We start from the raw sequence: 15,329 nt of genomic DNA, 5'->3' as shown, positions 1-15,329 counted from the left end.
TGTAACTTGGAGAAATCCTTCATTAAAACAGCCTTTACTTAGATAGTATAATGTTATAGATTCTACTATGTGTTGATTGTTAAGATTGATTACATTAACCTGTTCCCTCTTAAATGACATTCAGAATTTATGTCTTCAAAATTTTTTACAAATAGTGAGCAAAATACTCTTATCACAAAAATTGAGGGTATTTTCAATTTTCGCAATATATATTTCTTCGATGCACTTGTTGGCTATTTTAGAGCAACTGGATATTTTCGTATCCGCCCATTTATTGAAAAAGCTCAAGAGATAAGAATTCTGGTTGGGATTAACGTTGACCAACTTATTGTACAAGCTCAAAATCAAGGTGTTCTATTTCAGGTCGATATTCAAAAGTCTCAAGAAGATTTTGTAAAAAATTTAAAGGAGAATATACAAAAAGCAGCCTATAAAAAAGAAATTGAAGATGGAATGTTACAATTAATTGAAGATTTACGTGCCCAAAAAGTTCAAATAAAAGTACATCCTAAACAGAATATTCATGCAAAAATTTACATTTTCAGAGAAGAAACTAAACATAATCATGGTTACGGAGCTGTAATTACAGGGTCAAGTAATCTTACGGAAGCAGGGTTAGAGCGAAATTTTGAGTTTAATGTTGAGCTTAGAGAAGACTCTGATATTGACTTTGCTACTCAAACTTTTAATACTCTCTGGGATGAGAGTATCCCCATTACAGAAGAGTTTGTTGATAAAATTAAAAAGGAGACTTATCTCAATGATTAATTTACACCCTTTGAAGTATATATCAAGTTTTTAATTGAATACTATGGAAAGACTGTTGAGTTTGACCCTAACTCTGTTGCCGATTTGCCAAAAGGATTTAAACGCCTATCTTATCAAGTTGATGCTGTAAATGATGGTTATAACAAAATGATGCGTCATGGAGGATTTTTTTTAGCTGATGTGGTTGGGTTAGGCAAAACAATTGTATCTACTTTAATAGCTAAAAAGTTTTTTTATTTCAACGGCTTTCCAAGTTATGTTTCTCGCACACTTATCATTGTTCCTCCTGCACTAAAAGATAATTGGGATGAAACCCTTGAAAAATTTCAATTCATCAACTATGACATCATAACCAATGGTAGTTTGCATAAAATTACTAACCCTGAAAAGTATGACCTTGTTATTGTAGATGAAGCACATAAGTTTAGGTCTGATTCAGCAGAAATGTATGGTCAATTACAAAAAATTTGTAAATCACCCACTCGACAACTGAATGCAGATGGTAGCCCTGCTAATAAAAAAGTTATACTCGTTTCGGCAACTCCTCTAAATAACCGTCCAGAAGATATAGCTAATTTAGTATATTTATTTCAAGATAGTAAGGATTCTACACTTGAAATAAGCAATTTGCAACATTTTTTTCGTAAGAAAATAGATGCTTATCGAAAGTTAAAAGGAGAAAATGACATTAAAAAACTCAAAGAAGAAGTTAAAAGCATATACAGTGAAATACGAGAAAAAATTGTCATGCCTTTAATGGTAAGGCGTACCCGAACCGATTTAGCTATTCACGACCAATATAATAAAGACTTAGATGAACAAGGAATAAAGTTTCCTAATATCCAAAAACCAGAAAAGATTTTTTATCAACTTGATTATCAACTTGAAGAACTTTATGACTATACAATTATGTGTCTAAGTGGTCTTCGTTTTGAAATAGAAGATAATGATGTTAATGAGGAAATATCGAATGTGAACAGCCCTAAAGTCATCACAATTAGTTCTCCTGATGGTTTGACCTATGCTCGTTATCGTGCTATTGCTTTTCTTAAACCTCATAAAAAAGCTAAATATCGAAAAGCTGATATGATTGCTACTCAGTTAGCAATGATAATGAAAACTTTATTAGTCAAACGTATTGATAGCAGTTTTCATGCTTTCAAGAAGTCTATTGAACGCTTTTTAAGAGCTAATGAAGCGATGGTTAAGATGTTTGAGAATGGGAGAATTTTTATAGCTCCGAACTTACCTATTAATGATTATATTAATTCAGATAAAGAAGATGAGTTATTAGAAATAATCTTAGAAAAGCAAATTGAAGACCCAAGTATAGAAATTTGTGAACCAGATGATTTTGAGCAAGATTTTTTGGCAAGTTTACAACACGACACACGAATTTTGAAAGAGTTAAATAGACAGTGGCAGGCAGTAGAAGATGACCCCAAATTGGAGGTTTTTATAGAATATATTCAAGATAGATTATTTGATACAAAAACAAACCCAGAACAAAAATTAGTTATTTTCTCGGAAAGTAAAGAGACTACAAAGTATCTTGAAGAAATGCTCAAAAATCGTACCCAGTATAGAATTTTGAGTGTTGATAGTGCTTCTCGGAATGATAAAATGCCAATTATTAGGGCTAATTTTGATGCGAACTTTACCAATAAAAAACATGATGTTGATATTATTATTTCAACAGAGGTACTTGCTGAAGGCGTAAATTTACATCGTGCTAATATTATCGTAAATTATGATACCCCTTGGAATTCGACTCGGTTGATGCAACGTATAGGACGGGTCAATAGGATTGGTTCAACTGCTGGTGATGTACACATTTTCAATTTCTTCCCTACTGCCAAAGTTGATAGAGATATTGATTTGCAGAAAAAAGCTATAATGAAACTTCAAGCTTTTCATGCAGCATTAGGAGAGGATAGTCAAATTTATAGCCCAGACGAAGAAACAGAAACCTTCGGGCTTTTTGACAAAGACCCTGATGATGAAAGAGATGAGTCGTTGGCATTCTTGATGTTCTTACGAAAGTTCAGGGAAGAAAATTTGGAAGAGTTTAAACGTATTAAAAATATGCCTTTACGTGCAAGAGTCGGTAGGAAAGATAAAACTCGAAAAGATTGCACCATTACTTTTATTCGTACACAAAAACGTGATGCTTTTTATTTTGTCAAACCCGACAACAGCTATGAAGAACTTACTTTTCTTGAGACTGCTAAAGTGTTTAAATGTGAAATGACCGAAAAAGCTCTAAAATTACATGATTTTCATCATCAGCAAGTAGGAATTGCAGTTGAGTCTTTTGCTCAAAAAATAAATGAAGAAAAGGCAAAAGATAAAAAAGTAAATATTACAGCAGGCCCTAATGAGAAAAAAGCACTTGATTTTTTAGATGGATTTATGTCTTTACCTTTTATTAGTGAACATGAAAAAGGCTTAATTTCTTTGGCGAAAAGTGCCATTACTAAAGGGCGTTTTCAGGGGCTTCAAAGAGATATTAATAAACTAAAAAAGTATATAACGACAGCAAAGTTAAAACCTGTTATTATTTTGGAAAAAATGATTGAAATATTAGCATCTTATCCATTAACTCAAGAAAGTAAGGTTATGCAAGATACTGATAATGGCAATACTACAATTAATGGACAAGTGCCTGAAATTATTATCTCAGAAAGTTTTAGTGTTTTATGATGCAAGAAGAAGGTAAAAATATAGACTATAAAAGCATTCGGAAAATCCAGCAAGGAGATAGCGGTTTTAAAGACTTGGCTGTCTCAGTAGTGTGTTTTGCCAATGCTCAGGGAGGAAAACTCATTATTGGGATTGAAGACAAGAATAAAACGCCCTTACCTGACCAGAAAGTTAGTATAGATGAGATTAATAAAACATTGAATAGACTAAGAAGTCTAACATTTAATGTAGGTTTGATGGCAAGCGATATTATAGAACATCCCGAAGGAGGACAGTACTTTGAAATTACTGTTTTACCTTCCTCCAAAGCAATTGCTACTACCAGTGATGGTAAAATATTCCTGCGTGTAGGAGACCAGTGCCATGCTGCACGAAGTGAAGATATAGTTAGAATAGCCACGGAAAAAGATGCGTTTCAATGGGAGCTTCAGCTACGTAATGTCTCAATAGGTGATATACCTATCAAGCATATTGCTCAATTTGCTCAAGACATTAGATTGTCATCAAGAGTCAAAGAGAGTGTGAAAGAATTAAGTGATAATGAAATTATCGAACATTATAATCTTTCTCAAAATGGGCAATTAACCAACTTAGGTATTTTATGGTTGGGGATAGCCCAACAACGTAGTCGTTTAGCCTATCCTCTTACTGTTCAGTACATTGTTTATAACGATTTGGAGGAGAAGGTAAGAAAAATTGACTGGCACGATTATGCCCTTAATCCCAAAGAATTATTACAAGCAATTGAAAAAGAGGCTATTGAACTTACATATTTTCACGAATTTAATGACGGTCTTTTTCAAAGAAAACCTATTCGATTCTATCATGAAAAAGTAATAAGGGAGCTTCTTATTAATGCTTTTGCACATAAAAGTTACACTATTTCAGGAGATATTTTTATTAAAGTTTTTACTGATAGATTAGAAATAAAAAACCCGGGTGGGTTGCTGATGGGTATTACTAAAGATAATATTTTACATAAAACAGCCAGACGAAATCCCCATTTAATCAAAATTTTTCACGACCTCAATCTTATGGAAGGAGAAGGTTCGGGTTATGATTTGATGTATGAAATAAGTAGTCGTAATGCTAAACCCTTTCCAACTATTGAGGCAGAATATGATAGTGTAAATGTTATCCAAGAATCAAAAATCTTGGATGAAGATACTGTTGCTCTATTGGAATATGTATCAAATCATTATCAACTTTCTCAACGTGAGTTTATAGCATTAGGTATTATTTCTCGTAGCCAGAAAATATTAACGACTCAACTATATAGAGAACTACAACTGCCAGAAGAAGAAAGGCTTAGAACCTACGTAAACAGACTACTTGAACAAGGATTGATTATAAGTAGAGGCTTAAAGAAAGGCACAGAATACCTAATAAATCCACATCTGATAGCTAATGCAAAACTTAATGTAAAAGCAAGCCTCAAAGTAATAGAACAGCATAGGCTTAAAGCCTTAATTATTGAAGAGTTAAGACTTCGCCCGGAAAGTAGTATTGATGAAATTCATAAACGCTTTGGTGAAATTGACCGCAAAGATATTCAAAAGGCTATTTATAAATTAGTCGATGAAGGAGAAGTAGAATATATTGGAGGAAAGACCTATCGCAAATATTTTGTGGCAAAAAAAAAAAGGAAATAAAAGTTGAATGAAAAGCTTTTATCTTAAATTGTTAATTAAGAGGCACTTATAAATTTTTTATTCTTTTTTATAACATAAAAAACCATAAAAGAATATGACCTATAACGAACTGAAAACTTTATTACAAAAGAAATATTCTCTGGATAACTTCAAGGATTTATTAAATTATTTATTCCCTCAAATTATTCAATATTTTGAATTTCCTCAAGAGCTTTTTCAAGAACAAGATAAAGTAGTAAAGGGCTTTCAATTCGGAAGTATCATTCTTTCGGATGGGAAAAGTATTGCATTATTTGAAGTAGAAGTTGCTGAAAGTATCAATATCATCAAAAATCGAAAAGGGTTGCGTGACATAGCTAATAAGTATATTGATAACGGTATTATTAATGGTGCTTTAGTTGTATTTTATGCAAGTAATAAAGTTGATTATAGGCTCTCTTTTATGGCTAAACAAACTGGGTTTAACGAAGATGGAGACTTTGTAAATAATCAAACAGCACCTAAACGATATACTTTTATTTTAGGAAAAAATGAATCCTGTACCACTGCTACAAGACGACTTGCAGAACTCAAAGAAAAAGTTGATGTGGGAGGGTTACAAGCAATTATTGAAGCCTTTTCAGTAGATAAACTTAATAAAGATTTCTTTAAAGGCTATAAAGAGCAGTATGAGAGATTTTGGAAATATCTTAATGCTCATGCAGATTATCGAAGTTTACTAATTGATAAAGAACAAAGTATTCAAGAAAAAGCAGAAAAACCTATCCGAGATTTTGCTAAAAAACTACTCGGACGTATTGTCTTTTTATATTTTTTACAAAAAAAAGGTTGGATGGGCGTGCCGATTTTAGAGCAAAACTGGCAAAATGGAGACCCTAATTTTATCAAAAACTTTTTTCAAAGCTTTACAAACAAATCACATTTTTACTCACATGGTTTGGTGAAATTATTCTTTGAGACCCTAAATCATGAGCGTAATAACCATATTTTTGAGCTAACAAATACAAAAATTCCTTACTTGAATGGAGGATTGTTTGATAATGATTTACCTGAAACGAATCATTTTAATTTTCCAGAAGAGTTTTTTGAAGGATTATTTGGCTTTTTCGACCAGTATAATTTTACAATTGACGAAAATGACCCTGATGATGCTAATATAGGTATTGACCCCGAAATGTTAGGGCATATTTTTGAAAATTTGCTGGAAGAAAATAAAGATAAAGGTACTTTCTATACACCTAAGGCTATTGTGCAGTATATGTGTCAAGAAAGTTTGATTCAATACTTGCGTACTCATTTAGGAGATGAGTTAAGTGAAGACTTATCTAATTTTATCCGATTTAATGAACGTGGGAAAACAAAGGGATTTATTGTACAGAATGCTCGTAAAATAGAAGAACTACTGGATAATGTAAAAATATGCGACCCCGCTATCGGTTCTGGAGCTTTTCCGATGGGAATGCTTCAAGAAATTTTTAAGGCAAAAATGACCTTAGACTTAACTCTTGACCCTGCTGAAACAAAGCGTCATATAATTCAACATTCTATTTACGGAGTGGATTTGGAGCGTGGAGCTGTGGATATTGCTCGGTTGAGGTTTTGGTTGGCTTTAGTTGTAGATGAAGAAATACCAAGTCCATTACCAAACCTTGATTATAAAATAATGCAAGGGAATAGCCTTTTAGAGAGTTTTGAAGGTATTCCGCTCGCTAATTTGCAACAAACCCAAAAAGTAATTACACTTATTGAAGGTGGACAACAGCTTGATATTTTTGGCAATGTAATTGCCAACCAAACTCGAATGGAGTTTTTGGATGAACGCAAACAAGACCTCGATGAATTAATAGATGCTTATTTTGATGCTAATAGCCAATATAAAGCTCAAATAAAAAGCCAAATAAATACGATTGTACATGAACACTTGCATTACAATGTAGATTTAAAATTGGCAGAGACACAAACAAAAATTGTAGAATTAGAAAATGAAATTAGTCTGGTAAATATCCATGAGAATGACCCAAAAGCCAAACGAGAAAAAAAAGAAAAAGTATTAAATACAAAACGAAAGGCTCTTGGAGTACTTCATAAAGAGGAGCTACGCTTAGAAAATGTGTTGCTATTGCTCGACCACATTCAAGAAACAAATGAACGACCCTACTTTCTTTGGCATCTATTTTTTAAAGATGTTTTTGAGCAAGGAGGCTTTGATATTGTAATTGGCAATCCACCGTACATACAGCTACAAAATGATGGTGGATACTTAGCTAAACTATTTGAAAAAGAGGACTTTGAATCATTCGAGAGAACAGGTGACATTTATTCTCTTTTTTATGAACAAGGGTATAAATCTCTAAAAAATAATGGTTTATTGTGCTATATAACATCTAATAAATGGATGAGAGCAGGTTACGGTGAATCTTTAAGAAATTTTTTTGCTATAAAAACTAACCCTCTCATATTAATTGACTTTGCAGGGCAGAAGATTTTTGAAAATGCTACCGTTGACACTAATATTTTGCTTTTTACTAAGAGCATGAATATAGGACTAACACAGACATGTGTCATTAAAGAAAGTATTTTCTCTATCACAGATTATCTTAATAAAAATAAGGTACTTACTAACTTTACAAATTCTGAGAGCTGGGTCGTACTAAATCCAATTGAACTCCGTATTAAAGAAAAAATTGAACGTATTGGCACTCCTCTGAAAAACTGGGATATTCAAATTAATTACGGTATTAAAACAGGATTTAATGAAGCGTTTATTATTAGTGGTGAAAAAAAAGACGAACTCATTGCTGCCGACCCCAAATCTGCTGAAATTATACGCCCTATTCTTCGTGGCAGAGATATTAAACGTTATGGGTATGAATTTGCTGATTTATGGTTGATTAATACTTTCCCAAGTCTAAAAATTGATATTGAAAATTACCCTGCTGTAAAAGAGCATCTTATGAGTTTCGGTTATGACCGTTTGAAACAAACAGGAGACTTGAATGCTCGAAAAAAAACTAATAATAAGTGGTTTGAAACACAGGATAGTATAAGTTATTGGGAGGATTTTTATAAGCCGAAAATTGTATATCCTGAAATAACAAAATTTTTAAATTTCTATTATGACCAAAATGCTGTTTTAGTAAATAATAAATGTTTTATATTAACTGGTGAACATTTATTTTTTCTTATGGCGTTTTTTAACTCCATATAAGCACAGTTTCTTAAATTGTATAGTGTATCTCCTTGGTCAGTCCTTTTTGCTAACTCTACATAGTAAGAATCTAAATGTTGTTTAATAGCAGGATAATCGTCTATTTTAACGCTGGGAATACCTTTTTCCTTAATGCCATTATGAGTATTAATCAACCATAAATCAGCAAATTCATACCCATAACGTTTAATATCTCTGCCACGAAGAATAGGGCTTTTTTTTGCTCAATATTCTAGTGTTGTAACAAAAATACTTCCAGTTAAGTCTGTTTTGTGTGCCAATATGGATACTATAAAGCACATAAACAACTGTTTTATATAATAATGATGTTATATAGAGCTATAAATCAACAACCCTCTCACCAATTCCCCCGCATATTGCCTTATATGGCTGAATAGTATCCAAGACAGGCATAAAGGTCTAATTCATAACGGGTATTCAATACATATCTAAGAAAATAATATCACCAAAATACATTTTAGATCATGTAAAAAATACTTATATCATTCATTAATGGCTAGTTATATCTGATACTCTACCAAATTTTGCCATCGAATTAGCGAAGTTAGAAGCAAAGTATATGCAGCAATCATAAAACCATACTACTTGTCTGGCCCAATTACTAGACAGAGAAATAGGTGACAAAAATGGTAGCAAAATAAAACGCCTAAGTACATATTTTCTATCAAAACACAAAAAACTACTTTATGAATTAAACCTTTTTTTTCTGTATTTGTCGAAATCCATAAAAAAGTGGTTTTTCTTTTGAAAGTCTTTGCCTAAAATTCGGAATGACTTATATCGTATTTTACTCCTATCTATTATCGTTTTCATCAAGCATAAACACACAATAGATTTGTCAAACAATGATCGCCTTTCTTATCAAAACCACACACCTAAAACGTTTTTTTCCATAGGTTTTATTAGCCATTGATGGCATTATTGTATCTTTTTGGAGAAAAAAAGGTTTCTTATTTTTATTGATTCTAAATAAGCCTTAACTTGCATCCCATCTAATAAATCTATTAAAAAATGGTGTATTCTATTGATATTATTAGGTATTCCGAGCTTACATATTTTATTTTTGCTATAGTATAACCTTATTGAATGTATAGTAAATAGAAATTCAAAGAAAATTTCATTATGAAAAAACTCATCGTTGTAGCAGTTGCCTTGTGTAGTTTTACGGCAAAAGCTCAAAAGAATACCCTTTTAGAACAATCTTTTTGGAGAAATCAACCTAGTGTTGAAGTCGTAAAAGCCGAAGTAGAAAAAGGTAATAGCCCTTCGCAGCTGAACCCTATGGCTTTTGATGCTGTAGTGATGGCCATTAATGCACAAGCTCCTAATGAGACTATCAAATATTTGCTATCTCAACCAGGTAATACGACCGATAAAATAACGCATGATAGCCGTACATATTTGCACTGGGCTGCTAACAGAGGGAATGTCGAAATTATGGAGTATTTGGTGGCTAAGGGTGCAAAAGCCAATGTAGAAGATAGCCACGGCTCTACGCCATTGAATTTTGCAGCACAAGGTGGTCAGACCAACACACAGGTATATGATATTTGTTTGCGTAGTGGGGCAAATTTGAAAAAAGACCTGAACCAAGATGGTGCTAATGCCTTGCTATTGGCGGTGGCTAATGACAAAGACCTCGTGTTGACCAACTATTTTGTATCGAAAGGACTTGATTTGAAAAGTACCGATAAAGAAGGCAATAACGCTTTTGCTTATGCTGCACGAAGTGGCAATATCAGCTTACTAAAAGCTTTGTTGGAGAAAGGGGTAAGTGCTACAGACGAAGCTTTTATTGCTGCCGCTCAGGGTAGTCGCCGAGGAGCTAATACTTTAGACGTATTTCAATATCTTGAAAGCTTAAAACTCAAACCAACGGCCATCAGTAAAAGCGGAGAAAATGCTCTTCACTTTATTGTTCGTAAACCCAAGCAAAATGATATTATCGCTTATTTCTTGTCAAAAGGCGTTGATGTGAACAAGGCCGACAACGAAGGTAATACGGTATTGATAAATGCTGCAGCAACCAATCGTGATACTACAGCCTTAGCATTATTGCTTCCTCTAGTAAAAAATATCAATCAGGCTAATCTTAAAGGTGTAACTGCTTTGGCAATGGCCGTTCGTAGCAATTCGCCCGAAGTTGTTCGTTATTTGATTAACAAAGGGGCTGCTATCAATGTTGTAGATAAAAGTGGCGATAATCTTGCTGCATACTTGGTTCAATCATATAGCAATGGACAAGGCCCTGGCCCTAAGGCTGAAGATTTTGATACTAAATTAAAAGTACTTCAAGATAAAGGTTTTGATATAAAAGCTGCTCAAAAAAATGGGAATACTCTTTTCCATTTGGCGATTGCTAAAAATGATTTATCATTGCTAAAACGTATCGAGGCTCTTGGTATAGATATAAATGCTAAAAACACTGAAGGGCTTACGGCATTGCACAAAGCGGCTATGATTGCAAAAGATGATAATATCTTGAAATACCTTTTATCAATCGGAGCGAAAAAAGAAGCTGAAACAAACTTCAAAGAAACAGCTTTTGACTTAGCAAACGAAAACGAAACTTTAGCTAAAAATAAAATATCTATCAACTTTTTAAAATAAGTTAGTGAGGTATTGAGTGAGTTAGTGAATTGTGAATTAGTATTTAAAATATTAATTACCGAATTTTTAAGGTAAATAAAGCCTGTGTCTAAATTGCATTGATTAATATGATAAATGATTTATTCACAATTCACTAACTCACAATTCACTCAATCACAACTCACTAATTCACTCAATAACACATGCGTAATTTCTGTAAAATTGGCTTTTTTGTTGTGCTATTAAGCCTTGTTCAATCCTTTACTTCCTCAGCACAAACTACTAAGTACAAATGTATGATTCAGATGACCAATTACATGGGCGAAGGAGCATACATCGTGGTATCTATCGTAGATGCAAAAGGTGGCTACGACAAAACTTTGTACGTGTTGGGTTCTGATAAAAAATGGTACAAAACCCTAAAAGAATGGCATAAAGCTTACTTGAAAAAACCAAGTAACATCAGTGCGATTACGGGTGCTTCGGCAGCGGGTGGCGATAGAAGTGTGGTAGAACTTGAAATTGAAACTTCAAAACTGAATGCAAACTATAAATTACGCTTTGAAAGTGCCGTTGAAGACAAACCATATTATGTAAAAGACCTTGAAATTCCGTTGACTACGGAAGGGCTTTCGGCTAAAAGCGAAGGTACAGGGTATATCCGCTACGTGCGTTTTAGTGCTAACTAATCAGGTATCAATCTATGACAATTTCAATCTGGAGATACAGCCACTTAATACTGGCTGTATCTTCTTTTTTATTCCTTGCTCTGGCTTCAATAACGGGTGTAATTCTTGCTTTTGAACCTATCGTCGGTACTGTAAATACACATCAAGTTGGTGATTTTAAAAGTATTACTTTATCACAGACGCTTCCACAATTAAGAAAGAAATATCCTGATATTAGCGAGTTAAGTGTGGATGCTCATCAATCGGTCATCATCAAAGGCAGTAACATCGACGGCAACAATAAAGCAGTTTATGTAAATCCGCTCGATGGCAAAGTACTGGGTATTCCTTCGCCAAAAAATGAGTTTTTCCAGTGGACAACCGATTTACACCGCTCTCTTTTCATCCATGAAACGGGTCGTTTTTTGATTGGCTTAACAGCTTTTTTATTACTCCTAATTAGTATTTCGGGAACGATACTTATCATTCAAAGACAAAGAGGCGTAAAACGCTTTTTTACCAAAATCGTCAAAGAAAATTTTGCTCAATACTATCACGTAGTGTTGGGACGCTTGTCGCTGATTCCGATATTAATAATCGCTCTGACGGGAACGTATCTTTCTTTGGTAAGATTTGAGCTTATCAAAAGTGAAAAAGTATCTTTAGACATAGACTTTGATGCCATCAAATCTTCGCCAGCACAAAAGCCCGAAGATTTTGCTATTTTTAAAAACACCAAACTGTCGGAAGTAGAAAGTATTGAGTTTCCTTTTTCGGAAGACGTAGAAGATTATTATACTTTCAAATTAAAAGACAGAGAGCTTGCGGTCAACCAAATTACAGGTGAAATTTTGGCTGAAAAAAAGTATCCTACGGCTCAGTTATTGACCAATCTTAGTCTTGATTTGCATACGGGCAGAACAGGTTTTCTGTGGGCAATTATCTTGGCAATTGCTTCTTGCAACATTTTGTTTTTTATCTATTCGGGCTTTGCGATTACTTTTAAACGAAAAGCAAAAGGTATCAAAAACAAGTACAGTGCCGAAGAAAGTAAATTTATCATTTTGGTAGGTTCTGAAAACGGAAGTACTTTACAGTTTGCTTCGTCGGTGCATGAGCAGTTGATTCAAAGCGGTGAAAAATCATTTTTAGCCGAAATGAATCAGTACCGAGTATTTCCAAAAGCCGAACATTTATTGGTAATGACAGCCACTTATGGTTTAGGCGACGCTCCGACCAATGCCCAAAAATTTGCTTCATTACTGGCAAAATATCCACAACAGAATCCTATTCGTTTTTCAGTGTTAGGTTTTGGTTCGCACGCTTACCCAGATTTTTGTCAGTTTGCTTTTGAAGTAAACCAATTATTGAATCAGCAAAATTGGGCAAAACCTTTGGTGGGCATTCATACCGTTGCCGATAAATCGCCAAGTGAATTTGGTTTATGGGCTGAAGCTTGGACACAGCAAACGAATTTGCCTATTTCTTTAAAAATTGAAAGTCCTAAAGCAGAAGAACAGAGTACTTTAAAAGTGCTTCACCATACAAAAAATACTTTTTCGGAAGATACTTTTATGCTTCGCCTTGTTCCGCAAGAAAAAGTAAAAGTTACTTCTGGAGATTTATTGGCGATTTATCCAGCCAACGACCACCGAGAAAGATTGTATTCGATTGGATTGATTGACAAAGAAATTCAGTTGAGTGTTAAACTTCACCAAAATGGTTTAGGCTCAAATTACTTGTATAATTTGAATGTGGAAGAAACGATTTCAGCTAAAATCGTCAGAAATAAAGCTTTCCATTTTCCTAAAAAAGCAAGTTCTGTGATGATGATTTGTAACGGAACGGGCATTGCTCCTTTTCTGGGCATGATTAGTCAAAATAAAAAGCAGATTCCTTTACAGCTTTATTGCGGTTTCCGTACTCATACTTCTTTAGAAATTTACCAAGCATCACTCAAAGCATTTCAAGAAAATCAGCAATTACAACAACTGCATATTGCTTTATCCAGAGAAGGAACGAAACAATATGTAGGCGATTTAGTAAAACGAGATGCCCAACAATTTGCCGAAGTATTACAAAACAAAGGCGTAATTATGATTTGTGGCTCGCTAGCCATGCAAAAAGATGTAGTTGAAGTACTGGATATTATTTGTCAGGAAAAAATAGGGAAAAGTGTAAGCTACTTCCAATCGCATGGACAGATTTTGATGGACTGTTATTGATGGTAAGTGTATGCGTTGTGACAGAGTAATTATATATAATGGAGCTGTTTAAACAGCTTGAAAGTAAAACAGCCTAACAAGGCTATATCCTTTTGTGTTTACTACTTTATTGGCTTGAAAACTATGCTATTTTAGTAGCTATTCACAAAAAAGGGAAAAGCGTATATTTTACGCTCTATCGGTTTTAGCCTTGTTTTCAAAAACAATACTATTCAGCCTTATGCAACGGAATATTACAATTCACACATAAGGAACTTATCACAGATTTGAGCCTATTTCCTTAAATTGCAGCACAAACTAAAAACATCATGAAAATAGAAACCCTTGCCATTAAAAGTACCCAAATGACCGACAGCAATGCTGGTGCGGTAGCCTCACCGATTTACCTTTCTACAACTTACGAAAGAGAAACCGACGGCTCTTATGCTCATGGCTATATTTACTCACGAAATGACAACCCAAATCGTCAGTTGTTGGAAAAGAGTATAGCCTTACTCGAAAATGGACAAGTAGGTTTTGCCTTTGCGTCGGGTATGGCTGCAACAACAGCTTTATTTCAAGCATTTAAAAGTGGCGACCATATTATTACTCCCGACGATGCGTATTTTGCTACTAATGTATTGATTGAAGAGGTATTTGGGGGCTGGGGACTGAGCCTCACGAAGGTAGATATGACCGACTTGACAGCTATCAAACAAGCCATTCGCCCCAATACCAGGCTAATATGGATAGAGTCGCCCTCTAATCCTCAATTGAAAATATCAGATATACAGGCTATTAGCGAATTGGCTCATGGTGTTGGGGCATTATGTGCTGTAGACAATACATGGGCAACGCCTATTATTCAACGACCGCTAGATTTAGGGGCAGATATAGTTATGCACTCTACAACCAAATATTTTGGCGGACACGGCGATGTACTAGGAGGTGCATTGGTAGTAAAAGAGGATGTGTATCTTGCTAGCAAACTTAGAAATATTCAAAAACTTACAGGGGCTGTACCATCGCCATTTGAGTGCTGGTTGGTAGCTCGTGGTATCAAAACATTGGCTCTTCGAGTAAAAGCTCAAACAGCCAATGCCAAAGCCCTTGCCGATTATTTGAATCAACATCCACAGATAGAGGCTGTACATTACCCTGGTTTGCCAAGTCATCCACAATATGCCATTGCTCAAAAACAAATGTCAGATACAGGAGCAATGTTATCGGTACAAATCAAAGGTGATGCACAAAATGCCATGAATATCACAGGTAAATTAGCATTGTTTACTACAGCGACCAGCTTGGGGGGAGTTGAAAGCCTCATAGAACATCGAAAGTCGATTGAGGGGCCAACTAGCCTAACACCCGATAATTTATTGAGGGTTTCGGTTGGCTTAGAAAATATTGAAGATTTGATAGCCGATTGGGAACAAGCCTTGGAAAGCTAAGGTTGCTATCTCTATTTTGATAGTATCGTTGATTGTTTCAACGTAATAGATACAGAGGGGTTTTC

8 protein-coding genes are annotated in these 15,329 nt (G+C 34.4%); all 8 read left to right on the top strand.

Annotated features, from left to right (window positions below; translation table 11 throughout):
* The first annotated feature begins 129 nt into the window (after positions 1 to 129).
* The 8 genes from FLEMA_RS77135 to FLEMA_RS0139835 all read left to right on the top strand — a co-directional run bounded on the left by FLEMA_RS77135 (position 130) and on the right by FLEMA_RS0139835 (position 15,264).
* Entirely contained in the window at positions 130 to 768 is a 639-nt protein-coding gene (locus FLEMA_RS77135; protein WP_218918541.1) for a phospholipase D-like domain-containing protein, read from the top strand.
* An 84-nt stretch (positions 769 to 852) separates the two neighbouring features.
* Positions 853 to 3,471, top strand: a complete 2,619-nt coding sequence (locus FLEMA_RS71900) for a helicase-related protein (protein ID WP_218918540.1) — start codon at positions 853 to 855, stop codon at positions 3,469 to 3,471.
* Entirely contained in the window at positions 3,468 to 5,123 is a 1,656-nt protein-coding gene (locus FLEMA_RS0139900; RefSeq protein WP_218918539.1) for an ATP-binding protein, read from the top strand. Before FLEMA_RS71900 ends, FLEMA_RS0139900 begins: the two co-directional genes overlap by 4 nt.
* Positions 5,124 to 5,217: 94 nt before the next feature.
* Positions 5,218 to 8,331, top strand: a complete 3,114-nt coding sequence (locus FLEMA_RS71895; RefSeq protein ID WP_052354186.1) for an Eco57I restriction-modification methylase domain-containing protein — start codon at positions 5,218 to 5,220, stop codon at positions 8,329 to 8,331.
* 1,143 nt (positions 8,332 to 9,474) lie between these two features.
* Complete coding sequence (locus tag FLEMA_RS0139860) at positions 9,475 to 10,962, top strand: ankyrin repeat domain-containing protein (protein ID WP_026997923.1); 1,488 nt, start codon at positions 9,475 to 9,477, stop codon at positions 10,960 to 10,962.
* 182 nt (positions 10,963 to 11,144) lie between these two features.
* The gene (locus FLEMA_RS0139850) at positions 11,145 to 11,630 is read left to right on the top strand and encodes a DUF2271 domain-containing protein (RefSeq protein ID WP_026997922.1); all 486 of its coding nucleotides are present in this window, start codon (positions 11,145 to 11,147) and stop codon (positions 11,628 to 11,630) included.
* A gap of 14 nt (positions 11,631 to 11,644) precedes the next feature.
* Entirely contained in the window at positions 11,645 to 13,834 is a 2,190-nt protein-coding gene (locus tag FLEMA_RS0139845; RefSeq protein ID WP_026997921.1) for a PepSY domain-containing protein, read from the top strand.
* A gap of 308 nt (positions 13,835 to 14,142) precedes the next feature.
* A complete protein-coding gene (locus FLEMA_RS0139835) occupies positions 14,143 to 15,264 on the top strand; it encodes a trans-sulfuration enzyme family protein (protein ID WP_026996702.1) in 1,122 nt (373 codons plus the stop codon).
* Positions 15,265 to 15,329: the final 65 nt, after the last annotated feature.

Origin of the sequence: Flectobacillus major DSM 103 (genome assembly GCF_000427405.1) — a bacterium.
Classification (GTDB): Bacteria; Bacteroidota; Bacteroidia; order Cytophagales; family Spirosomataceae; genus Flectobacillus; species Flectobacillus major.
The sequence above is the reverse complement of the archived record's forward strand: the minus strand, read 5'-3'. Positions and strand labels throughout refer to the sequence as shown.

Coding starts and splice junctions, on each gene's coding strand:
- FLEMA_RS77135 (WP_218918541.1), top strand. CDS start 130: ATGTCTTCAAAATTTTTTACAAATAGTGAGCAAAATACTCTTATCACA.
- FLEMA_RS0139900 (WP_218918539.1), top strand. CDS start 3,468: ATGATGCAAGAAGAAGGTAAAAATATAGACTATAAAAGCATTCGGAAA.
- FLEMA_RS71895 (WP_052354186.1), top strand. CDS start 5,218: ATGACCTATAACGAACTGAAAACTTTATTACAAAAGAAATATTCTCTG.
- FLEMA_RS0139860 (WP_026997923.1), top strand. CDS start 9,475: ATGAAAAAACTCATCGTTGTAGCAGTTGCCTTGTGTAGTTTTACGGCA.
- FLEMA_RS0139850 (WP_026997922.1), top strand. CDS start 11,145: ATGCGTAATTTCTGTAAAATTGGCTTTTTTGTTGTGCTATTAAGCCTT.
- FLEMA_RS0139845 (WP_026997921.1), top strand. CDS start 11,645: ATGACAATTTCAATCTGGAGATACAGCCACTTAATACTGGCTGTATCT.
- FLEMA_RS0139835 (WP_026996702.1), top strand. CDS start 14,143: ATGAAAATAGAAACCCTTGCCATTAAAAGTACCCAAATGACCGACAGC.